Annotated in this window: 20 protein-coding genes and 1 pseudogene; 10 read left to right on the plus strand and 11 right to left on the minus strand. The window is 37.4% G+C overall.

What is annotated here, in order from left to right; all coding sequences use genetic code 11:
• Positions 1-314: 314 nt before the first annotated feature.
• A complete protein-coding gene (locus tag AAGD16_RS16630; RefSeq protein ID WP_058156112.1) occupies positions 315-1,178 on the minus strand; it encodes a patatin family protein in 864 nt (287 codons plus the stop codon).
• Positions 1,179-1,243: 65 nt separating this feature from the next.
• Entirely contained in the window at positions 1,244-2,218 is a 975-nt protein-coding gene (locus AAGD16_RS16635) for a GlxA family transcriptional regulator (RefSeq protein WP_016899609.1), read from the minus strand.
• 151 nt (positions 2,219-2,369) lie between these two features.
• Between AAGD16_RS16635 and AAGD16_RS16640 the strand changes: the two genes are divergently transcribed.
• Positions 2,370-2,957, plus strand: coding sequence for a cysteine hydrolase family protein (locus AAGD16_RS16640; protein ID WP_024601074.1), 588 nt, complete (start codon positions 2,370-2,372; stop codon positions 2,955-2,957).
• Positions 2,958-3,077: 120 nt separating this feature from the next.
• On the opposite strand, the gene AAGD16_RS16645 is transcribed toward AAGD16_RS16640, so the two are convergent.
• Positions 3,078-4,502 carry a diguanylate cyclase domain-containing protein gene (locus AAGD16_RS16645; protein ID WP_377115243.1) on the minus strand — a complete coding sequence of 475 codons (1,425 nt, stop codon included), beginning with the start codon at positions 4,500-4,502 and terminating at the stop codon, positions 3,078-3,080.
• Between the two features lie 223 nt (positions 4,503-4,725).
• On the opposite strand from AAGD16_RS16645, the gene AAGD16_RS16650 reads away from it, so the two are divergent.
• Positions 4,726-5,619 carry a cation diffusion facilitator family transporter gene (locus AAGD16_RS16650; protein ID WP_013463085.1) on the plus strand — a complete coding sequence of 298 codons (894 nt, stop codon included), beginning with the start codon at positions 4,726-4,728 and terminating at the stop codon, positions 5,617-5,619.
• A 42-nt stretch (positions 5,620-5,661) separates the two neighbouring features.
• On the opposite strand, the gene AAGD16_RS16655 is transcribed toward AAGD16_RS16650, so the two are convergent.
• Positions 5,662-10,161 carry an EAL domain-containing protein gene (locus AAGD16_RS16655; protein WP_024601072.1) on the minus strand — a complete coding sequence of 1,500 codons (4,500 nt, stop codon included), beginning with the start codon at positions 10,159-10,161 and terminating at the stop codon, positions 5,662-5,664.
• Positions 10,162-10,319: 158 nt separating this feature from the next.
• Between AAGD16_RS16655 and AAGD16_RS16660 the strand changes: the two genes are divergently transcribed.
• The 3 genes from AAGD16_RS16660 (at position 10,320) to AAGD16_RS16670 (ending at position 12,979) form a co-directional block, all read left to right on the plus strand.
• A complete protein-coding gene (locus AAGD16_RS16660; RefSeq protein ID WP_013463086.1) occupies positions 10,320-10,874 on the plus strand; it encodes an isochorismatase family protein in 555 nt (184 codons plus the stop codon).
• A gap of 130 nt (positions 10,875-11,004) precedes the next feature.
• The gene (locus tag AAGD16_RS16665) at positions 11,005-12,471 is read left to right on the plus strand and encodes a methyl-accepting chemotaxis protein (RefSeq protein ID WP_024601071.1); all 1,467 of its coding nucleotides are present in this window, start codon (positions 11,005-11,007) and stop codon (positions 12,469-12,471) included.
• Positions 12,455-12,979 (plus strand): DUF6436 domain-containing protein, encoded by a 525-nt coding sequence (locus AAGD16_RS16670; protein ID WP_013463088.1) that lies wholly within the window; start codon positions 12,455-12,457, stop codon positions 12,977-12,979. The genes AAGD16_RS16665 and AAGD16_RS16670 overlap by 17 nt, the downstream gene beginning before the upstream one ends.
• Before the next feature lie 102 nt (positions 12,980-13,081).
• On the opposite strand, the gene AAGD16_RS16675 is transcribed toward AAGD16_RS16670, so the two are convergent.
• Positions 13,082-13,639, minus strand: a complete 558-nt coding sequence (locus tag AAGD16_RS16675) for a TMEM165/GDT1 family protein (protein ID WP_013463089.1) — start codon at positions 13,637-13,639, stop codon at positions 13,082-13,084.
• A 364-nt stretch (positions 13,640-14,003) separates the two neighbouring features.
• Here AAGD16_RS16675 and AAGD16_RS16680 point away from each other — a divergent pair, with 364 nt between their 5' ends.
• Positions 14,004-14,315, plus strand: coding sequence for a hypothetical protein (locus tag AAGD16_RS16680; RefSeq protein WP_013463090.1), 312 nt, complete (start codon positions 14,004-14,006; stop codon positions 14,313-14,315).
• Between the two features lie 95 nt (positions 14,316-14,410).
• On the opposite strand, the gene AAGD16_RS16685 is transcribed toward AAGD16_RS16680, so the two are convergent.
• The 3 genes from AAGD16_RS16685 to AAGD16_RS16695 form a co-directional block, all read right to left on the minus strand.
• Entirely contained in the window at positions 14,411-16,036 is a 1,626-nt protein-coding gene (locus tag AAGD16_RS16685) for a methyl-accepting chemotaxis protein (RefSeq protein WP_377115250.1), read from the minus strand.
• Positions 16,037-16,424: 388 nt separating this feature from the next.
• Positions 16,425-17,687 (minus strand): DUF4041 domain-containing protein, encoded by a 1,263-nt coding sequence (locus tag AAGD16_RS16690; protein WP_058155889.1) that lies wholly within the window; start codon positions 17,685-17,687, stop codon positions 16,425-16,427.
• A gap of 10 nt (positions 17,688-17,697) precedes the next feature.
• Positions 17,698-19,041 carry a DUF4041 domain-containing protein gene (locus AAGD16_RS16695; protein WP_377115254.1) on the minus strand — a complete coding sequence of 448 codons (1,344 nt, stop codon included), beginning with the start codon at positions 19,039-19,041 and terminating at the stop codon, positions 17,698-17,700.
• Between the two features lie 163 nt (positions 19,042-19,204).
• Between AAGD16_RS16695 and AAGD16_RS16700 the strand changes: the two are divergent.
• Positions 19,205-19,564, plus strand: a pseudogene (locus AAGD16_RS16700) (TIGR02391 family protein); the annotation flags it as partial.
• A 454-nt stretch (positions 19,565-20,018) separates the two neighbouring features.
• Positions 20,019-20,213: a (2Fe-2S)-binding protein gene (locus AAGD16_RS16705; RefSeq protein ID WP_377115257.1), complete on the plus strand. Its 195-nt coding sequence runs from the start codon at positions 20,019-20,021 to the stop codon at positions 20,211-20,213.
• A 106-nt stretch (positions 20,214-20,319) separates the two neighbouring features.
• Here AAGD16_RS16705 and bfr (AAGD16_RS16710) read toward each other — a convergent pair whose 3' ends face one another.
• Both bfr (AAGD16_RS16710) and bfr (AAGD16_RS16715) read right to left on the minus strand, forming a co-directional pair.
• On the minus strand, positions 20,320-20,784 hold the full coding sequence (gene bfr, locus AAGD16_RS16710; RefSeq protein ID WP_036955020.1) for a bacterioferritin: 465 nt from the start codon (positions 20,782-20,784) through the stop codon (positions 20,320-20,322).
• 11 nt (positions 20,785-20,795) lie between these two features.
• A complete protein-coding gene (bfr, locus tag AAGD16_RS16715; RefSeq protein ID WP_013463107.1) occupies positions 20,796-21,269 on the minus strand; it encodes a bacterioferritin in 474 nt (157 codons plus the stop codon).
• Positions 21,270-21,650: 381 nt separating this feature from the next.
• Here bfr (AAGD16_RS16715) and AAGD16_RS16720 point away from each other — a divergent pair, with 381 nt between their 5' ends.
• Positions 21,651-21,812: a hypothetical protein gene (locus AAGD16_RS16720; RefSeq protein WP_013463108.1), complete on the plus strand. Its 162-nt coding sequence runs from the start codon at positions 21,651-21,653 to the stop codon at positions 21,810-21,812.
• 137 nt (positions 21,813-21,949) lie between these two features.
• On the opposite strand, the gene AAGD16_RS16725 is transcribed toward AAGD16_RS16720, so the two are convergent.
• Positions 21,950-22,804: a cation diffusion facilitator family transporter gene (locus tag AAGD16_RS16725; RefSeq protein WP_377115262.1), complete on the minus strand. Its 855-nt coding sequence runs from the start codon at positions 22,802-22,804 to the stop codon at positions 21,950-21,952.
• Between the two features lie 266 nt (positions 22,805-23,070).
• Here AAGD16_RS16725 and AAGD16_RS16730 point away from each other — a divergent pair, with 266 nt between their 5' ends.
• Positions 23,071-23,559, plus strand: a complete 489-nt coding sequence (locus AAGD16_RS16730) for a GNAT family N-acetyltransferase (protein WP_016899173.1) — start codon at positions 23,071-23,073, stop codon at positions 23,557-23,559.
• The last annotated feature ends 49 nt before the right edge of the window (positions 23,560-23,608 follow it).

Here is a 23,608-nt window from a genome sequence, read left to right on the forward strand (position 1 = left end):
CGTACACAAGAACACAAGCAAGCACTATGCCTAAACATAATCTATTTTTTGACAATAAGCCATTAACACATAATTCCTTACTACATTAACTCGCGGGTTTAAAAATTAATAGCTTGAATTAGATGTAAATTCAGGGTTATATCACTATATATTTCTTCTGAGTCCATACTGTTTATTAATAACCCTTCTTGTATTACCTGTGTATGCTCAAGCACGTTGAGTAACGTTCACCATAAACATATTTTATAATTTCAATAGCTTTGGGTGTATGAGTAAATGCAATTTTGACTTCGGGCAATCTGTTTGAAATGGTTTTATCGCTCATAACCATTGCTACCAAATCTAGGGTTATCCAAGTAACTTTTAGCTTCACTTATGCCCATTTGATAGCCTGAATTGAGTATAGCTCGATTTTTAGTGGTGCGGCCGACTTTAAACCCTGTTGGTGGTGCAATAATATTTATTTTGCAATCTGACGGAGCATTGTGCAAAAAATCAATACTGTCATTATAATTTTTAGAACGCTGTATGGCGGCCTCTGCAAGCGCAGGGCTCTGTTTATAGAGTTGTTTAGTTAACCACGGTACTTTGTTGTCTTTTTTACGATAGCCTAAAGGTTGGGAAAGGATAACTGTTATTTCTGATGCACCCATTTCATAGGCTTTTTTTACCGGAATAGAATCGGCAACGCCACCATCGGTCATTGCGATCCCGTTTATTGTTGGGTAATCCCGATAAGCGATTGGGATGGCGCAAGAGGCTTTTAATTGCTCAACCATTTCATTGCCCGTTGCTTGCAAATAGTGAGCTTTACCTGAATCTATTGCCGTTGCAACAATATAAAAATCGTAAGGAGATTGCGAGAATTCGTCGGTATTCAAGGGGATTTCACGAACTGTCTCTTGCCACAGCCAATCTAAATCAAATAGATGGCCGCCTTTGATAAAACGTGCGAGATTAATAAATTCTGGCCTGCAGGAGTAATCGGTGATCACTTTGTAGTTGCGTGTTGGCTGCTTACATAAATAGGCTGCCACATTTGTAGCACCAGCTGATACTCCAAAATACCGATTAAAGGGTTGATATCCTTGCTCTAAAAACTCATCAAGTACACCTGCAGCAAAAATACCGCGCATTGCACCACCTTCAACGACTAACGTATGATTATTGTTCGTCATGCTCATTTCCATCCTTTGATAATACCTCATGCTAACAAGTGATTTGCGTATGTGCGAGTAACTTTTTATTGCGGCTCGCTACTTTTAAATTGCTTTCTGTAAGCGGAAGGTGAAATAGAGAAAGCGGCTAAAAACTGTTGTCGAAAGCTAACACTCGATGAAAACCCAGATTGATTAGCAATTCTATCTATATTGTGGTTACTTGTTTCTAATAGCTGCTGCGCGATGGTTAGACGTTGACTCAGCAGCCATTGTGTAAATGTAGTGCCCATTGCTTTTTTAAAAAGTCGAGAAAAATTACGGCGACTCATACTTGCTTTACTGGCGAGTTCATCGATTGTTAAAGGTTTAGTTAAATTTTTTAGTGCCCAAGTGATAGCCGGCTCTAAACGGTTACTATCGATGTGTCGAGGAATGGGTTTTTCTATGTACTGTACTTGTCCTCCACTGCGGTGAGGCGCCACAACCATGCGTCTGGCCACGCTGTTGGCAATATCTGCGCCGTGATCACGACGTAATAAATGTAGGCAACAATCAATTGCGGCAGCGGCGCCTGCTGAGGTAAAAACATTTCCTTCGTCAATGTACAGTACATCGTTATCAAAGTTTACTTTTGGGTATTTTTGTGCGAAGTCGTTAGCCCATACCCAGTGGGTTGATGCTGTTTTGCCATCCAATATACCTGCTTCAGCAAGCACAAAAGCGCCTAAACATAAACCTACCATTCTTGCTCCACGAGCATGTGCACGGCGAAGTGCATTAAGTAAAGCTGTTGAGGCGGGTATATCAGGATCGCACCACGCGGGTACGATGACAGTATCAGCAGTTTCAAGTATTGACAGGTCTTGTTTTATTTCTATGGGAAAGCCAGAAAGTGTTGGCACCAGACCTACCGTTTCTGTACATACTGTGACTTTATATGGACGAGCGCCCACGCGGTCTAAGTCTTCACCAAAAATACTACACGGAATAGATAGGTGAAACAAACTGATATTGTTATAAGCAACAATCGCAACGGTATGTTCACAGAGCAATGTCATTTTGGCCTAATATCATCGACTACCGTCCTTTAGGACACTATTTGCAACCGACTATAAAGTATAAGCTGTCACGGTGCAAACGCAGCAACACGGCTGTCACAGCCGTGATAGCTTATAAACTTAAATTTAACTCGGTATTAAAGGATAAATTATGACGACGACACTTCGTGAACTTAATGGGCTTGACTCAACACCCGCTTCACTTACAAACGCCACACTTATATTTGTTGATTATCAAAATACTTATACACAAGGTGTTATGGAGTTAGAAGGGTGGCAAGATGCTCTTAATAATGCGGCAATTTTACTGGCTGATGCACGTGCTGCTGGTTCTAAAATTATTCATATTATGCATGATGGTGGTGAAGGCTCGCCTTACGATATTAATGCCGAAATAGGCCAAATACACTCAAGTGTCGCGCCAATTGCGGATGAAAAAGTTATCGTTAAAACAGCTCCCGATAGTTTTGTAGGAACAGACTTAGGCGAACAAGTAGATGTAATTGGTAATAATAAATTGATCATTGTTGGGTTTATGACCCACATGTGTGTGACATTTACAGCGCAAGGTGCATTTTTAAGAGGTAACCACGCAACGGTAGTCGCTGACGCGTGCGCTACAAGGTCATTACAAACTTCAGTAAGTGATGTGTTGGCATCTGATCTACATAAAAGTGCCTTAGCAACCATTAATGACTTATATGGCGTGGTTATACCAAGTGCTGATGACTTAAGCTAAGAAAGTGTTTTTAATTTATAAATTTAAATGGGCAATTTATTGTTCATTTAAATAGCACAAAGTGGTTATTAATATAATGATATGACTTTCATTGTGAAAAGAGTAATTTATGATTGTTTATTATTCAAAAATACATATTTGATTTCTGCCAGCTTTCTTTGCTTTATATAAAGCAATGTCAGCGCTTTTTATTAGGGTTTCTGTGTGTGTATCTGCATTTGGATAACTACAAAAGCAACCAAAGCTAAGTGTTATGTAAGGGGCAATAGGAGAGAACTCATGCGTAATATTCAGTGCTTTTATTTTTTGCTCAATTAACAAAGCAAATTTATGGCATTGCTCTATATTCGTAGCAGGTAAAATGATTGCGAATTCTTCACCGCCATAGCGAGCTGCTATGTCACCCTCACGTTTACATAAACTTTTTAATGCACGAGCAACGTGTTTTAACGTTTCATCGCCTTTGTGGTGGCCATAATTGTCGTTATAGCGCTTAAAAAAGTCGATATCACACATAATTAAACTAATTGGTTGGTGTTGTCTTGCAGAGCGTTTAATTTCGCTCTTTAGGGAAGTATCAAAAAATCGGCGGTTGGCAATATTAGTAAGTGCATCGGTGTTTGCTAACTTATTTAATTTTGTATTAGCGTTAATTAATTGTTTTTGGGCTAACTGCAGCTTTTTTTTATAGTTTATGTTTTTGAGTGCGTTATTAATAATTTCGCCTACGAGCTTGATTCTTATTAAATCTATTTTGCTCCATTGGCGTTTTGTATTAACACAGTCACAGCCAATAAAACCAACAAGCTCCTTGTCAAAGCGCAGGCCAACACATAAAACAGACTGAATACTCTGCGCTTCAAACTCTGCTTTTTCTGAATTCGCTTCTGGCGGTAACTGAGCAACATCATTAACTTTAAATAGGTGTGTTAAGTTCATTACATCAAAAAAGTAGGGTAGCTCGGCTTTAGGGACGTTTTGCAACCTGTCTTTGTAGGCAGTTATGCCGGTGTTCACCCATTCATGCGTATTGGTTAAAGTTTCACTATCGGTATTAAATTCAAATAAGTAGCTTCTATCTGCTTTACAAACGGTGCCTATGGCTTTGAGTGCAAAGTTAATTTGTTGATCAATGTTGTCATTTTGAATATCAATTAGTTTGGTGGATATTTTTGAAATAATATGGTCAAAATTATATTGCTCTGCATGACTATGGTCTTGCTCTAAAGTGATCATAGAAACAGAGTCATCAATGATTGAGTGGTTCACATTTAAAAGCTGAGGCGTGAATTCACACTCTAATAAAACAGCTGTTATAGTAGATGTGAATAATTGCTCAACGGTAACAACCGTATCATCATTAAAGTCGCGAAGCGTAATATTGTTAAAAACATCGCTGCTAAGCGCGTCGTCACTATTTATGTTAAGTAACGTTTTGGCATGTTGGTTTAAGATGTAATTATGTGTTTTATTGTCATAAACAATCACCGCCAAATTAATTAGATTAAAAACCTGCCAAATTGTATTGTTTGAGTCATGGCTCACGGGTTTCTCCGCATTAAAATATGATAACTGACCATATTTATGAATTAATTATTATTTTTGTATCTGCTTAGTTATTTTTAGTACAGTTTTTTGTGTTTTACTAAGTTTTTAGTGCGTTTATTTGGCCTACGTATTACAATTGTGACTGTATATCATTACGTATTTCCCAATTTGCTTTATTTCATAAGCTTACTTTATTTTTAGTGAAGGTCTATTATATTTCATGACAGAAATAACCACACATCATGCTTCTCGTCGCCGTTTGTTAATTGCACTTGCAATTACCTGCTCATTTATGGTGATTCAATTAGTGGGTGCGTATTACGCAAACTCACTTGCAGTACTTGCTGATGCAGGGCATTTGTTTGTTCATAATAGCTCTTTGTTCATTGCTCTCATTGCGTCTAGCTTTGCTATTCATTTAGCTAAAACCTATAACGATGGCCATCAAAAAGCAGAGCTAATAGGGGGGTTGATCAACGGCGTTTTATACCTAGCCATTAGTTCACTTATTTTATATGAGGGCACTGAGCGCTTTATGCATCATAAAGGGGGACATGAGCTGGTTATTAATAGTTACTTGATGTCGGTAATTGCTGCTATTGGTTTTTTATTTCATGGCGCAGCGGCATGGGTGCTTTATAAAGGTCGTAAGGCGAGCATTAATGTGTATGCCGTGTTTTTACACTCGTTTTTTGATTTAATATCAACGGTTTCTACTTTTGCTGCTGGTGTACTTATATACATAACAGGCTGGAATGTAATTGATATTTTATCGAGCATGTTAATTGCGTCTTTTGTCTTGTTTACCGGTATTAAGGTCATTATTAGCTGTCTCAAGGGGTTGCGTTCAAATAAAGCTAAGTTACCTAAAGTGGCCGATATTGAAACAGAAATAACCACCATGGAACATGTTGCAAATGTGCACAATGTCACTGTTGTTCGTAAAAACAAAAAGGTTATTGTTGGTGCTCATGTTGTGCTAAAACAACACTGTACTATAGAAAAACATGATGAAGAGTGCCGCTTAAAGGTAATTAAACTGCTTGCAGATAAATTTAATGTGCGCAACAGCGTATTACAAATAGAAAGCTACGAATGCAAGCACATACACTAATGCGTTAAACCTAAAAGCGACTTAACTAAGTCGCTTTTAGTTTCATATCAAATCAATAATTTTTTCGAAGCACTCCGGGCTCATTAAATCGTTAGCACTCATAGGGCGAGCAAGGTAATACCCTTGTAACTGATAACAGCCTATATTACGCAAGAAGTCTAGCTGCTCACGCGTTTCTACACCCTCGGCAATACAATATAACTCTAAGTTTTCAGCGAGTGAGTAAATCGTTTTAATAATAGATTCATCCCCTTTATCAATGCCAATACTATTAACAAAGCTTTGATCTATTTTTATCACATTAATTGGAAATTGACTCAAATAAGTTAACGATGAATAGCCAGTGCCAAAATCATCAAGATACAGTTTGAAACCAGCAGCCTGTAAGCTTTTTAGTTGCTTAGCCGCTTTGTATTTATCTTCTAATAGCGTGTTTTCTGTAATTTCTAAACGAAGTTGTTGTGGTTTTATCTGTGCTTTTTCTAGTATGGAGCTGAGCTGCTGCGTTATGTTGGCCTTTAAAATATGTTTTGGAGACAAATTTAACGATATGTAAAACAACGGGTTAATGTTCAAAAGTGGAGCAAGCTCAGTAATTGCACGCTGTAATGCTTGCTCAGTTAACATATCAATTAAGCCAGTCTCTTCAGCAACAGGTATAAATAAAGCGGGAGAAACCGGTTTGCCTTGGTTTTCCCAGCGCATGAGTAATTCAACCCCACTTATTGTTTTATCTAGTGTATTAACAATAGGTTGATAGTGATTAAAAAACAGATTGTCCCTAGCAGCATCTTTTAAGTCGTTTTCAAGAATAAGCTTTTGTTTAATTTGCTCATTCATTTTTTCATTAAAAAACTGAAATCCATTTCTGCCTGCTTGTTTAGCATGCATCATGGCAATATCTGCGTTACGTATGAGGGCATCGGTCGATGTTGCATCGTATGGGTACAATGCAATACCAATACTGGCTGATATATTAATAGCGAAGTCTTCAATAATAACCTTGTTAGCCAGCTCTTTGCTCATTTCGTTGAGGGTGTGTTGTAAAGAAGCCATTGAGGTAACGTTTTCAACTAACACTAAAAATTCATCACCACTTTGGCGGCCAAATGTAGCGTCATCACCTAAGTATTGGCTCACTCGCTCGGTAATATTGCACAATAGTTTGTCACCCACAGCATGGCCAAAGGAGTCATTGACGGGTTTAAATTTATCTAAATCTATAAATATTACAGCGCATTGCGAATCGTCTTTAGCGGCGCTTGTAATGGCATTTTCGATTTTTTGATTCATTAAACTACGATTAGGTAAGCCCGTTAACGCATCGTAATTAGCAAGGTAGCGTAACTCATTTTCAGCGCGTTTTTGCTCTGTTAAATCGGTAATAACAATAACATAATAACTGACTTTATCTTTTTCATTAGCAACGGCTGTGGCACTTAAATGAATAGGGTGTTTTTCAGCTTTTGTGGTCTTTACATAAGCATTTGTTCGCCAGTTTTCTTTTGGTTTAAGTGCTTTTAAAATTGTTGCAAACTCTCTACACTTAGCTTGACCAATGGCATTAATAAATAATTTTGAGGTAACAATCCCCTCTCTGCCTTCATCAGAAAACACATCCATAAAGCTGTTATTGGCTGAAAATGGCACGAGGTCTTCATCTAAAATAAGTAAAAAGTCATTTATTTGACTAAATGCTTCGCCTAATATCTTGGCTTGTTGTTCGTTTGCCAGCTGCTCGGTAATATTAGTAAAAATACCCGACACATAAAGAGGCTCTTTAGTGTCTTCATTATAAATAGTTTGCCCCAAATCATGAAACCATAACCAGTGCCCATCTTTGTGCCGTAAACGATAAGTAGCTTGCCAATGTTTTTGCTTAGTTTGGTTTGTAAAAGTATTCCATTTACTTTGTAGCCTGCGACGCTCATCAGGATGCATAATATTAAAAAAACTACTTATATCGATGCGTTCAGGTAAATTCTCGTAGCCAAGCTCTGCGCCTCTATCTGTATTTACTGAGTTATCTGCAAAGCTATAGTTCCATACACCGCTTTTATTACTTTTTAGTGCCAGCTCAGTTTGTGTTTTAGAGTGCACAGCGGCGCGGTGAGCTTGTTCAATTGCAATTTTACGGCTTCGGTATTGCCAGAAAAATAAAAACAAAATAACAGCAATAGCAATAAAATATAAAGTATATGCAATAGGAGACTGCCAAGGGGCGTAAGCTACACTAAATTTTAACTGTATGGGGTCACTTGTGATCACTCCATTTCGCTGTTGAGTAGACACAGACAAAATATAATCACCAGGTTGTAATTTAGTAAAAAACACCTGGTTAGATTTTAAATCGTTGTAGCTCAAAGACGAAGGGCCTGTAAGCTCAACTTTATAGTAGGTTTTATTAATATTTTTATAATCAAAATTTGAAAACCGAACCGTTAAGCCCATATCGTCGTGCTTAAGCATTAATGGATCAGTGCTGTATTTTGAAGGGGAGTAATTAAGGGCTTGTGAAAACAAACTAATATTAGTAATTGCTAAGTTATTATTGATTTTTCGCTGTTCATTATCAAATTGCTCTGGGTCAAACATTAGCACGCCGCTACGGTTACCAAACGCTAACTCGTTGTTGTGTAATCTTAATGCTGCTAGAGCTGTAAAGTGATTGTTACTTAAGCCATCTTTTATTGTGTACGTGGTGATGTTAAGCGTATCTAAATTAAGTTGATAAAGACCGTTATCAGTACTTATCCATAAAAAGTCTTTATTATCTGCAATAAGTTTAAAAATAGAGTTAGTATTTAATGAGTTGTGTTTATCAAATACATGCACTTGCTGATATGTTTTAGCGTTTACTGCAATTAAGCCTTCTTGGGTGGTGGCTAACCACAGCAGCTCTCGCTTAGCATCGTAATAATAATTCTCTACTGTATGGTAAAGATTTTTTTTTGCTGTTTTAGATTCAAAAATAGTAATTAAAGTCGCTGTTTCTTCGTTGTATCGATAAAGCGTGTCAGAGGTACTTAACAGTAATTCGCCAGGGAAAGCCTCAGAGGGAGTATGAAACGTATATGCAAGCATGGGCGATACCTGCTCTTTTAGTCCATTAATAACTCGGTTTTCGCCTGTGTTACCATTAAATATATAAAAGTTATCATTGTTTATATAAGCAAAAGTATCGGGTGCAACTTGTGCAATGCCGAACGTATAGTCGGTATTTAACTTGTACTGAGTAATGTATTTGTTTTTTTCAAATGTTGTTGTTTCTTTATTAAAGAGATCGAGCCCGGAAAAAGTTGCTAGCCATAGGTAGTTATCGCCTTTGCCATATGCAGGGAAAATATCACCTATAGCCGATAGGCCATAGACCGCTTTGCTATCTTTAGATTGTAGATATAAGTCACTCTTTTGGGTTTCTAAGTTATACTGAACAAGCCCATCGTCAGTGCCTATCCACAGTAATTTACTATTATCTTGGTAAATAGTGTTTACAATATTATTTTCAGGTAAGGTTATTTTTTTAAACTTTTTTGTTTGTGCTGCCCAAGTAAATATTCCATGTGTTCTAGAGCCTAACCAGAGTAAGCCCGACTCATCAAACATAATATCGTTTATCGTGTTCTCTGTTACGTTGTAGTTACTATCTTTGAAGTTTAAAATAGGGCTAATACTTGTGTTTTTTCTATCGAATTCAAATAACCCACTTTCTGTGGCAATAAACTCACCATACGGTGTGTTTATATAATCCCAAATATTATAGTCACTTATCAAAGTTGTTAATGCTGAAGGGTTTATATTTTTAATTTCATCAAAAGCAATCCGATACATTCCTTCAACCGTACCAACTAGCAAACCAAGCTCATCATCTATGGATAAAAATTTAACATTGTTGCTATCGTTTGTAACTTCTTGAATGTCGTTAAGTGTTATTTGTTGTAGGTCGTTATTGGCAAAGTTATAAACATATAGCCCCTGATCGGCACCAATATACAATGTGTTTTGGTATAATGATAATGCTCTAATAAACATATTTTCATCGGGCAAAGATGAGATGAGTGTTAGGTCTTTTGATGTTTTACCATATCGGTAGATGTGCGAATCAATAGAAAAATAAAAATGCGCCGGTTGTTCAGCAACGGCCTGAACAGGAGAGAACTTTTCTTGATTTTGGTTTAAGTGCCCTGAATATATTAGCTCTGCTTGCAAGGTATTAGGGTTAATCAAATAACTTCCTGCAAGTTGAGTATTAACCAGAATTTGGCCGTCAATTGCTTTATAAATACTATTAATGTAGTTATTTTTTAAACCCAATTCGCTCTCGTAAGGCGTGACTTGGTATCCGTCGAATCGGTATAAACCTTCAGTTGTAGCAATCCATACATAGCCCATGTCATCTTGGAGTGATTTCACTATAAAGCTTTGCGACAATTGTTCGTTGTTAGTGATACGTTGTAATTGTTCTGAATAAGTTTGTGAAGCAAAGCTATGCTGCGAGCAAACAAATAAAAACATATAAACAATAAAGAAAAACTTACTCAAAAGCACTTACCCTTACAACGAACAAGGTTGGTATTAAATATTGGCGTAATATAACATGAGTTTAATTCAAAAATTACAAAAAGCATTAAATGTAAACTGTTTGTTGTGTTTTTGTTGTTTGTTACAAGGTTAATCTAGTTATAACGTAAGGACATAGTATGAATTACGCAGGAAATATTAAAGCAGAGCACAGTATACTTTTAGTTATCGACTTACAAAGTAAGTTAGCACCAGCGATTGCTTCGTTTAATGACACGCTAGATTGTGCTCTGCAGTTAGCAAAAGCAAGTGCTATTCATCAAATTCCTTCAATAATTACAGAACATTATAAAAAAGGACTAGGTGAAAGTGATGAGAAAATAAAATCTGTGTTACCTAATACACGCTATTTTGAAAAAATTAACTTTAGTGCCTGTGCACAAGAGGGGTTTTTAGATATTCTTGCGCAATTAAATCGCCCACATATAGTTGTAATTGGCACTGAAGCGCACGTTTGTGTGTTACAAACATGCTTAGATTTATTACAGCAGGGTTATGCGGTCACTGTGGCAGCTGATGCAGTAGCATCAAGAAACACAGAGCACAAAGCTATTGCACTAGAACAGCTTCGTCAAGCCGGTGCTATAGTCTCTTGTGTAGAGACCATCATATTTCAATGGACAACAAAAGCAGGGACGTCTACCTTTAAACAAATACTACCAATTGTTAAGTAGCGCATTAAAAACGGTTTTAAATCAAATAATTTGTACTTTGTTTGATTTGAAATAATAAATAGCTAGCTGTTTTGAGTTTAAATATCAGCTGAACGTGTTTAAATTAGAACACAATTAATTTAAGGTTTTTATGTCTAGTGTAAGTCGGTTATTCACAATTATTTTTAGTCTTTTGTTTATTGAGTCTATAGGTATTGGTCTTTATTTTGGCACCCTGACAGAAGCATTTCTTGTCGGCTTACCGTTATGTTTGCTCCCCATTTGGCTTTTAAAAACCCAACCCGATAGCAAAATGACACCGCATGTTGTTGCGGCTGCAATTATGATGTTTTCATTTTTACATATTCAACAAGCCTATGGCCTTATCGAAGTGCATTTCGAAATATTCATTTTCTTAGCCATGCTAATAATGTTCATAGAGTGGCGAGTGTTTATTACCGCTATTGTGTTTGTAGCTATACACCATTTATCTTTTTACTATTTGCAAACACAAAATACTGGTTTTTACGTATTTGATCCAGACCGACTTGCCTTTTCAACAGTGCTTATTCACGCAGCGTATGCCATTGTGGAAGCGCTTGTAGCTGGTTTTATTGCCGTAACATTAAATCGCGAACGCCGTGCGGGTCTATCTTTAAGTTATGCCACAGAGCAAATAATGCAAGATCCAAATCAAGTTAAGCTTTCTATGCGAGCAGATGACACAACAAGCAAAGCGGTAGTTGGTTTTAATACTTTGCTTGAGTACTTATCAGATGTGATTAAGCAAGTTCAAGTTCAGTCAGACTCTTTAAAAAATAACTCTAAAGAGCTTATTCATGTTCATGATGAGTTAGCCAATAGCGCGCAGCAACGAAACGCGCAAACAGATGATATTGCTAATTCAGGCGCACAAGTTGCGCATGGTTTTAAGTTAGTTGAACAAGAAAGCGATACTTTAAAACAACAAGTTAATAGCATTACTGAATCAGCCAATGTTGCGCTGGAGGAAGTATTACAAACCGACAGAAAAAGCACCGAGCTACTCACCTTGTTAACAAACACTGAAGAGCAGTTAAGCCATTTAGTGGCCGCTGGGGATGTTATTACTAGTTTACTCAATGAAATTTCAGGCATAGCCGACCAAACTAATTTATTAGCCCTTAATGCTGCAATAGAGGCCGCACGAGCGGGTGAGCATGGCCGAGGGTTTGCTGTTGTTGCCGATGAAGTACGCTCGCTTGCAAATAGCAGCCAAGCAACAACAACCAAAATAGCGTCTACGCTTACAGATCTGGTAAATAATAGTCGCACGTCAACTCAGTCGATGAATCAATGTGTAGAATTTGTGGTTGATTTAACAAAAATAAGCGCAACGATGAAAGAGAATATTTCGTCAATGAGTGATCAAATTCAAGCGGTATCTGCCAGCACTAACTCAGTAGCTCAAGTGGTTGCCGAACAGGCTGGAAATACAGAGCAAATAGCAATGAGTACAGATCAAATGCGCCAAAATCAGTATCAAGAGACTAAAATAGTTGAGCAGTTAACGGCTAAAGTGCAGCTGATAGACGTAAGTATTGATGTATTAGAGCAAAGTATTGCAAAATTTAAGTAAGTCTCGTTATTTCACCATTAGCTTAATTTGTATATGGCTTGCTTTTGTTGTGTCGGCACTTGTTTACTTTCAGCTAGGGCAGCTAAAGCCCTTTGATGAGGGTAATATGCTTAAACAGCAAAACTGGTTTTCGCAATTTAAAAACCAAGTACTGTGGCAAAACAAAGACAGTGCTCAACTTGTGATTATTACGCAAGAAAATTGCGGCTGTACAATTCAAGCACAGCCTCATTTATCAGCCCTGCAACGCTTTGCTACAAACCAAGGGGTTGAAGTGCAAAATTTTGTATTAAATAATGAGTTAAAGTCAGTGATCCCTGCCACACCTGCCGCCGTTTTAATTGATAAAAATGGTGAGTTTGTTTATGCAGGGCCTTTATCTGAAGGGCTGGCATGCTCTCAAGGTAGTGGCTTTGTGGAAACCGTTATTAGTAATTTACAGGCCGGATTTAACTCATCATTATTAATAGCGGATACAAAAGGCTGCTATTGTGTAAATAACGCCTAAATCATATACCCTTATATAAAAAGCGCTTACAACTTGTATAAAAGTAGGCAAGCGCTTTTTATTGTTTAACGATTAAAGAGTGATTTAAACGTTATTTAATCATTATATAGTCACTAAACCATAAATACCCAACAGTACAAAAACACTGGCTGCTATCGCTCTTACGGTATTTAATGGAATTCTTTTTAGTAACGCCTTACCGGCATAAATAACAGGGACATTGGCAATTAACATGCCTACTGTAGTACCCACCGTAACCCAAAGTACTGATTGATATTGTGCACCGAGCAACACGGTTGCAATTTGTGTTTTGTCCCCAATTTCAGCAATAAAAAATAAGATTAAGGCCACTAAAAATGCACCATAGCGGTCGTATTTATGGCTCACTTCTTCATCTTTATCTGGAATAAGTAGCCACAGCCCTACCACAATAAAGCTTATATTGACTATCCAAGGTAAGTATTCGACGGCAAAGTTTCCGCTTAGCCAATCACCAAACCATGCAGATAAACCATGATTAATAATAGTAGCAGCGAGAATGCCTAAAATAAGTGCAATTTTATTATGAAAGCGAGCAGCTAATAGTAAAGATAAAAGCTGGGTTTTATCGCCTATTTCAGCAAGGGCAACAGTGACGGTAGAGGTTAAAAAAATATCCATTAATATAATCTTCAGGCGGGAATACTAAACCAAGGCAAACAGCTATCTCCCGCCATGAGGATAGTGTCTACCTAGGTCTCGCCGATAACGCTTGCTACAACATTACAAACTTACCATGCACATGAGGTGCAATTATGTTGATAAGTTTACTCATTACTGAGCGGGCTACTCCCCTAAGAGGGCGGCAATTATCCCACAAAGTTTAAAGTAGGTAAATATATGCGGGTAACTTTTAAATTTAAAAGGTGGCTTTGTGTCGTTAGTGCACAAATAAACTTGCTTTTGGCTATCAAGTTAGCTGTAATAATAAACAGAAGGAAGTTGAACAATTTGAAATTATATTCACGTGTAAAGGAATTTAAATATGCAATCAACTGTGGTTAAATCAACAATGGCAACCATTCAAAATGGAGTTATGAAAGCGGACGGAAAGTTTTGGATTACGCAAACCGACTTAAATTTTGAACCTTTTAATGAAAAATTAGGGTTAGAACCATATACAATTGCCCGTGATACAATTTTAAAAGTGGTTGAATGTAAAGGCAAAGGCGCAGGCCTTGTTCCAATAACAGCTGATGCGATAGAGGTTTTCACGCAAGATGGAAGCTCGTATCAGTTTATACTCTCAAACCCTAGTGATTGGATAAATATATTGTCAAATCAAACTAGTGCTTAAAGTAACAAGCATGCCATCAATTAATAATTTTAATTGATGGCAAATAAGGCTTTCATTTAAGGTATAACTCCTAACATGCGGCAAAATGAAAGTACCTAAACTTTAAATACATTAACTTGCCCTTGTAGCATTGCCGCAAGCTGTGCGAGTTCTTGCGATGCCTGTGCATTTTGCTGTGAGCTTTCGCTAACCGACGTGATACTCGCGCTAAACTCATTAATATTACTGCTTAGCTCATTTGCGACCATTTTTTGCTCCTGTGTTGCGGTTGATATTTGAGTATTCATATCTGCAATTTCAGTAACTTCACGGTTAATTTCGCTGAGCACCTGCGAAGAATAATTAGCATGGTCAACACTCTCTTTAGCGCTGCTTTCTGCGTTACCCATGGCATTAACAGCTTGCTGAGCCATGCCTTGTAGTTTAGTGATCATTTCATTAATACTAGCGGTTGCCTTTTGAGTATTGTGGGCAAGTTGCCTTACCTCATCGGCTACAACGGCAAAACCACGACCAGAATCGCCAGCTCTTGCTGCTTCAATAGCTGCATTTAAAGCTAACAAGTTAGTTTGCTCAGCAACGCTTTGAATCATCATAACAACTTGGTTTATATCATTGGTTTGTGTATTTAGATCTGTGATGAGCTGCGTATTAGTATTAACTAAAGTTGAAAGCGTATTTATTGACTCTATATTATCAGCAACAGCTTGTTGCCCTTGGCCTGCCTTAATGTCGGCACTTGTTGCCTTGTCGGAGGTTGTTTGCGCGTTTTGAGCAACTTGTTCTATTGCACTGCTCATTTGAGTAATTGCAGTTGCAATCATAGCCGATTGTTGCTCTTGCTGCGTTGCTGTACTGGCAACCTGAATACTAATAGAGTTCATTTCTTCAGCTGCTGAGGCAAGTGTTAGTGTTGCGCCTGCCATATCTTTTACTAAACCTTGGATCCGAAGTAGCATATCATTAAAGTTAGATGCGGTATCTGCAATCTCATCCTTACCTTGAACCTCAGCACGAGCTGTTAAATCAGCATTGGTCGCAATGTGCGTTATGGTATCGCGTAATGACATTAATGGATTTTGTATCGAGGAATAAATAAAGTAAGCAACAATCAGTAACAGTAAAATCAATATCGCGATTGTCACACTAATTATCAATTTTATAAATTGATAATTCTCATCAGCTTTAACTTTAAAATCACTTGCTTCTTTAAGTTGTAAATCAATTAAAGCTTGGTAGCTGGCACTCAGCGGATCAAAGAGTTGGTAAAGCTCATAAACAAATTGCTTTTGTGGTAGTGATAAAAATTCACCACTATTAATGCTTAAAATCAAATTATTTAAGTGCGTAAGCACGGGCTTTAGTTTGCTTTCAACGTTATCTACTAAGCGCTTTTCTTCAGCTGTTAGCTGTGTGCTCAGGTAGGCTTTCCATTCATCATCAGCCGTATTTCTAGCATCATTAATATTCGCTAAAAGCGCTGATTTGGTAATAGACTCAGCACGATACTTATGAAGTAAGTCAACAATATTTACAGCGTAATTATCAGACACATGTTTAATTTGCTTAAGTGGTACGACACGATCGTCGTATAAACTATCAATCCCTGCTACTAACCTTCCCATTGTGTTTATTGAAAAAAACGATGTAATTAAAAAAATCATAATTGGTAGCAATGCAAGCACGGCTAAACGGGTACGCACAGAATAATTGTTTAACATAGTTATCCAAAATTACAGCAATAATAAAAAAGTATAATATGGATAAAAAATTTTACTGAATTTTTATATGAAAATTATTCAGGTTTAATAACTCTTTTGTGTTTTAAGTTAAAAAATGCCTGCCTAATTTAAAAATGCTTTTACTCGCATAACCCAATCAATCTTTATTATTGTTACTGCAGATAGGGGGGTAGGTAATCTTGTCATTGTTTGCAAAAAGCCAAGCAAATTATGTGTGATTGAGCTGCGCTTAGAGCGAGAAACAGACGGTCGCTCAAACTCGTTTTTGGACAAAAACGTGTTAGAGCCGAAGAACCGCTCTGTGCTAGAGAAAGATGTTGGTAACGCCTTGCTAGCGCAATACAAAAGCTACCACAGCAGCTTGCCACTATGCCACTGCTAACGTGTCAGTGTCTTTATGCGGCTCCAATTCGATCTCGTAATCTTCTTGGTAATTGTCGAGTGCCTTAACAACGCTTTGAACATCCACTTTAAAGAACTCTTTGCGATGATTTACTAGGTTGACTCTTTGTTTGCTGAATTCGTTATGTAGAAATTTCTCTAAACTGGGGGCATCTTCCGAATATATATATGCGTGGACATCAAACAGTTCTGGTACAGAAGCATCTCCGAGTTCTTTGACTCTCTCATCTGGATCTGCTCTTCGAGTCATGCCAATTTTTACCATCCCCTCCCCAAATGACACTCTATTAGAGATTATATAAACGTAACCAGCTCGTGTTTGTTGAGCGAGCGATTGTGCGCGAACCTCTCTTTTCTTCAACACTTCCAGTTCCAATTTGTGCAGCTCGTACAGTTCCTTTTGCTCATCAGAGCTGGACTCTAGTTTGCTCAACTCCTGCGCAACCAGCTTCTCCATAATCTCACGATCTTTCCTAGCTTTATTCGCAGCATCAATTATACGCTTTTCTTCTCGCTCTGCTTCTTTTGCTATACGTGCTTCCTCACGTTGTTCTTCTTTGATGTCAGCTTTGATCTGGTTCAATTCATATGTTAGTTGGAGCTCTTTATTCTTTAACCTGAAATAACTTTCAGACAATTGCGTCTTAACTATACGGCCTGAGTTGTTTATATCGTCGAATGTTTCACGGGCGCGTTGAGATAGCCTATTGATGTTGTTCCAATCAACCATTGAACATGCCGCTTTAAACTCATTATCTAAACAGCGGATCCGGAGTTTTATTTCACGATTGAATAGTTTTGTAGCGCCAGCTTTGCGACCATTAACTCTTACGTCTTTACTCATACTGCAGATACAAGCTGTTTTGTTTTTTACCATTTCCTTTAAGTCTTCTTTAACTTGAGCAAGTTTTGCTTCAATTTTTCTGACTTCTTTCGTTTCCGATATAAATGCGTAAGAAGTATCATCAGAGGTACCCACGCCAAGGTTGTACAATGAAAGCTTTTTTTTGTTGTCACGTAGTCTGCTGAATGTCTTATTGTACTTTATCTGTAAGTCTGAATATTTCTCTTTAATTTGTTTTAGCTTGTCTTCTGCCCTCGATACAGGGAAGTACGCATCTCTAACTTTCTTACCATCTGCTTCGACCATTTCAAGCGCTGCGCATGATTTCCTCCACAAGAAAAATGCACCTAATGCACAAATGAATAATATAATTGTTATGAGCATGGTTATGTCCTTATATTGATGCCGGAATTAACCCAGTTAGGTTTTCGTGCGATTGCTTGTTCATTGCTTCACGAATCAAAATACTTTCTCTGTATTCCTTGGCTTCTACATCAAAGTACCAGTCGCTTGACACATTCAGTTCGTCCATTGCAGCTTTTACTTGCTGGGGGCTTACCTTGAAAAACTCCTTTCGATTGTTTTCCACATTCACTCGTTGTTCGTCAAACTTTCTATGAAGTTTCTTCTCTATTTCTGGAGCATTCTGCACAAATGCCATCGTGTGCACATCAAATTTAAACGGTACGCTTGCGTCACCGAGTTCATTAATGCGATCCATCGGTTCGAGTCTACGAGTCATTCCGATTTTAACAACACCCTCTCCAAAACTACCTAGGTTTGAAATGACATATATGTAGCCGACCTTTGTGATCTGTGCTTGCGAGGTTGCGCGTTGAAATTTATTTTCTAACTTGGCAATTTCAGATTTCATCTTTTGGATTCTTTCTTCTATGACTTTAGCGCTTGCCCCGTGCAGTTTTAAAGCTAAGGCTTGGGCTTTTTTCAGATCAGAGCTCCGGTAAGATATTTCGTCTTCAAGGTCATCGGCTTCATCTCCGGATTGATTATTTTGCTCACGGAGGATAGCTTGTTGTTTTTTCCTCTCCGCTTTCTGTCTTTCTCTGTATAAAAGTTCTCGATGCCAAGCGTTTAACTCATTGATTTTCAAGTTAAAGAATTCTGCTGAGATGGTTACATTAGCCGTCTCGCCCAGTTTACCAAGTTGTTCGTTTACACGATGTAGTTTATTAACCGCCGTATCATAAGTTGAATGGCGCATTATTTTTCGTATGGCATCAAATTCTGCATTGAATGCTTTGAGCGTAAGATATCGGTAATCTTCGACCATTCGTGCACCAGTTTTTTCGCAGCCAAACCATTCCCATTTTGAGTATGCGTCTGTTGCCAGGCCTCTGCTTATGACACGATACTGATCCGCATAACATTTATTGATTTGAGCTTTAAGTTCCTCTCTGTCATCAAAGCTATAAACAGGTGGCAGTAATCCAACTTCGATATATTGTCTCTCTAGCTCAAGCTTCTCAGTGGATTCCTCGAGTGTTTTAAAATGTTCTTGACCAGAAGTGATTTTCCTTTTCACTTCTTCTAACTCACCTTCAAGTTTGGCAACCTGATTTTCAACAGATTCCTTTTCAAGGTTTTCCTTTTGACGTTGAATTTCAGCAATTTGTTCAATTCGTTTCGTGTGATTAGATTTCGCTTTGATGGCGAGAACAATTATGGCTCCGCAAAATAGCGCCCATAAGTAAACGTGTATGTCTATTCCCTCAATCATATTTCACTTCATTTTATTATGCTTTTGGATTACCTTATCTTTTGTATGGAATATATTCAACACTACCTCCGAACTGTAACTTCCTTAATCGCACTTTTGTCGAAATCCAAACCATAATTACCATATCAACATGCTCAGCTTTTACATTTATTAACGTGTAGTGGTTTTCAATTATTGTCGGGCTGAACTAGTCGATGAAAATTACTTTCATGCTGTCCTTGAAGCCGTAAAGGGTATTGCAGAACGAATTCGCAATATGTCATCTTTAACAACAGATGGCGCAGATCTATTTAATACCGCATTTTCTGTTAAGCACCCAATCTTAAAGATAAACGCTCTGAGAACAGATACAGAAATCAGTGAACAAAAAGGCTTTAGCAATATGATTGTAGGGTTGTTTGGCGCAGTTAGGAATCCTGTAGCTCATGCGCCAAAAACATCGTGGCCCATGAGTGAGCTAGATGTACAGGATATTTTGTCAACGGTATCATTTATTCACAGGAAGCTAGACAATGCCCATTAAAGCTAAAATTGTGTGTAACACCCGTGTTAACAAGGCTATCAAAAATCGTTCCGGCCAAAAAACGGCCTCCACTGGACGCGCTAACGCGCGTCTTTTATAGCGGCGTTACAAATGTCCGCTTGTGGCACAAACCGGAAATAGCCCACGCACTAATTCTATATTTATACATTAAGGTTTCTTCAGACTTAATGTAATTCATTTCAATCATTCAACTATTTACCTAAATCTAAACCTATTTAAATTCAAGGTCAGACTTTAGTTAATAAATCTCAATTTAAGTGCCATACTTCGAATGAAATTCAAACAATTCTCAAGCTGCCGTGAATTCTCAACTTAAGTGGCGCTGGCCAAAAAAAAATGCAAAAAAATCAATTTTTATAAAAAACCAATTGATAACTATTTTCGTTTAGATTAGTATAAACCTACTAAATGAAATTGAGAGTTGTTTGTATTCATGTATGTTTGTCTTTGTCACGGTGTGAGCGATAAAAAAATTGAGCAAACCATCGACGATGGTGCTACTACCATGCGCGAGCTAACTAAAGAGCTTAAAGTAGGCAGCCAGTGCGGTAAGTGTTGTGGCTGTACTAAAAAGATCCTCAATCGTAAACTGATTCAAATAGCAGATATAACCGATCAAGTGGCCTAATAGTAGTCTATATAATAGTCCCTATCTAAACGAATTGGTTTAACATTTAAAAATTAAACATAAAAAAAGCAGCCTTAGCTGCTTTTTTTATATTTATAACTTTAACTTACAGTTGTGATTGTAAGTAGTTTTCAAGCCCAGTGTTTTTGATCAGCAGTTGCTGTGTTTCGAGCCAATCAATTTGCTCTTCTTGCTCATTTAAAATGTTATCGAGCGCTTCACGGCTAATGTAATCTTTTTTACTTTCAGCTAGTTTAATGGCAGTACGCAGCTCGTCTACGGTATCAAGCTCAAAGCTCATGTTAGCGGCAATCATTTCTTCGCTGTTTTCGCCTATACGTAAACGTCCTAAATCTTGAAGGTTTGGTAAGCCTTCTAAAAATAAAATACGCTCAATTAAACGATCAGCATTTTTCATTTTTTGTATCGATACTTTGTAATCAGCTTTGTCCAGTTTACTAAAACCAAAATCTTTAAACATACGTGCATGTAAAAAGTATTGGTTAATACCCACAAGCTCATTAGCAAGTACTTTATTTAGCGCTGCAATAACGTCTTTATCGCCTTTCATAATATAAGTCCTTATTCGCCCATTTGAGCTTGGTGATAGTTTTGAGTGCCAATTTTGTCAATCAGACCCAATTGTTGCTCTAACCAGTAGACGTGATCTTCTTCGGTATCAAATAATAGCTTTTCTAGAATTTCACGTGATTGATAATCTTGCTGTTGTTCACAGATGGCAATAACTTCTTTAACACACTCAACCACTTCAAGTTCTAAGGTTAAGTCGTTTTGCATCATGCTTTTTACATCGTCACCAATTAACAGATCACGACGTTTGGTCATGTTTGGTACGCCTTCTAAAAAAAGAATACGTTTAATTAACCAATCAGCGTGGTCTTTTTCTTCTTCCATTTCATGGTTAAGACGCTCATAAAGTTTGTTTAAGCCCCAATCGTCGTACATACGAGAATGAATAAAATACTGGTCAATAGCAGCTAATTCGTTAGCTAACAATGTATTGAAGGCGTCGATTACTTTTTGATTACCTTTCATAGCGCTTATCCTAAAAATTCTAATTGTGGCTAGTCTAGTATATAGGCACAGAATTGCAAGTAATTTACTTATAAATCATATGGTTAATATTGATTTTGATTCTCGTTTAAGTTTGCATTGCTGGCTGACAAATGGACAAGTTGTTATTTGTATTTTAGATCAGCAAGTTACATTTTTTATAACATAAAAAGGCATACTTACTAAGGTTATTAAGTAAAGTATTGCAGCTATTCTAAGTGTTGAGGTTGTTCTTTTACGCTTTATTACTTCGAATTCTGGGATGAATACAGTAAAACTGAAATATTTACACAACTGAGTTTTTTCACTCAATTTATTTTGTAGCCACTCTCGTAATCTAATTATTGCTATTGTAGCGGGGGGATGTCTTTGCACCCAGCTCACGGCTCTGTAATTAATGAAGTAAGAAAGGCTAAGGAGCAGGGAAGTGGACATTTATTGTTTACACAAATATCCGTGAAAAAAGCAGATAAAGCTGAAAACTTAATGCTGCCCCTTGCAGCAGCAACTATCAGTACTCTTTAATTTAATTAATTTGTGATAATACTTATCTATCGTATTTTTGTAGCGGTTTAAATAAAAACCGCTGAGAAGTCTATCTAAAATATAAGTAAACCTACTTAGAGCTTTAATGTAATCATTTTGGTTATTGCAAACAGTGATTAGTAACACTCGATTACACAGTGCTCAATTGCAAATTCATCATGTAAATAATGTTTAATGGCGTTAAGCTCAATAGGGGTATCTGTTTGCATCACAATTTCACAGTGTGTGGTGTTATCGTCAAGTTGCCATGCTTTTATTGATTTTATTTGAGTAATGGCAAACTGTTGCAGTAACTTTTTACTGATAAGTTGCTGGTCAAAACCAATGGGGGCTGCCTGCATTAAAATGCTGCAGCTGGCTTTAAGTAATAATACGCCGTGATAAATAACATACAGTGATATCAATATCGTCGCTATTAAATCAACTACGTACCACTGGTATAAAATAATTAAAGTACCGGCAATAATAACCACAATAGAGGCCATGGCATCAGACACATTATGAATAAACGCCGCCTTTATATTCATGTTGTTTTTAGCGCCGGCTTTAAAGGTTAATAATGCAGTGACTAAATCAATGATTAGCGCTACTGCAGCAACCCACACAATGATCCAGCCATTGATAGGTTGAGGGTTTAAATAACTACTTATGGCCTCAAAAATTAAATAACCACCGATGACTATCAACGTGGTGCTATTAAAAAGAGTTGCTAGTATTTCTGCACGTTTGTAGCCAAAATGGTGGGTTGTATCAGCTTGCTTATTGCCAATTTTTCGAGCAACGAGGGCAATAAAAATTGAGGCCGCATCACTTAGGTTATGTAATGCATCGGCAATTAATGAAAGGCTGCCGGAAAATACGCCGCCAACAACTTGCACTGCAGTCAGTAAAACATTTATAAATACGGCAAGAGTGAGCTGTTTATCACTTTGGTTATCATCAACGTGACTGTGTGAATGACCATGACCCATTTTAGTTAAACTTCCTCATTGCTTTACTGTGTACTCATAATGACAACTTTTTGCCATATATAAAAGCGTTGTTTTAATTTGTTTTTTTAATGCCCTAATGAATAAATTGAAATAAGCTCATGAACGTTACTTATTGAATATAAAACGATATGCTAGGGTATAAATAAATGTATTAATGGCTTAAATTATCATAATTAGTTAAGCACTTTTTATATTAAATTAGATGCTTACCAGGCATAAAAGTAGTTTTTTAAGGGTCAATAACAATGAACACAGCAATAGAAATTCGCGATGCAAAGCCAAGTGATGCAAAAACAATTCTACACTTTATCAATGAGCTTGCTATTTACGAAAAAGAACCTGATGCAGTTAAAACCGATGAGCAAGCCATTTTAAACACCCTGTTTTGTGAAGGCGCAACGGCGCACAGTTTAATATGTTTACAAGATGATGAGCCAATTGGTTTTGCCGTGTATTTTTACAATTACTCGACTTGGTTAGGTAAAAATGGTCTTTACCTAGAAGATTTATACGTGAGCCCTGATAGCCGCGGAAATGGGGCTGGTAAAGCCATTATGAAAGAACTAGCAAACAGAGCAATCAATAAAGACTGTGGCCGCTTTGAATGGGTGGTACTTGATTGGAATAAACCCGCGATTGATTTTTATAATAGTATGGGCGCTGAGCCACAAAATGAATGGATTATATATCGTTTAACGGGTCAGGCATTAATTGATTTTGCAAATAAAGATTAGTGCCGAATATGGCCAGTAATACGCTTAGTTTTTGCTAAGCTAAGCGCTA

The sequence above is a fragment of the Pseudoalteromonas sp. M58 genome, from assembly GCF_042604605.1.
Classification (GTDB): domain Bacteria; phylum Pseudomonadota; class Gammaproteobacteria; order Enterobacterales; family Alteromonadaceae; genus Pseudoalteromonas; species Pseudoalteromonas tetraodonis.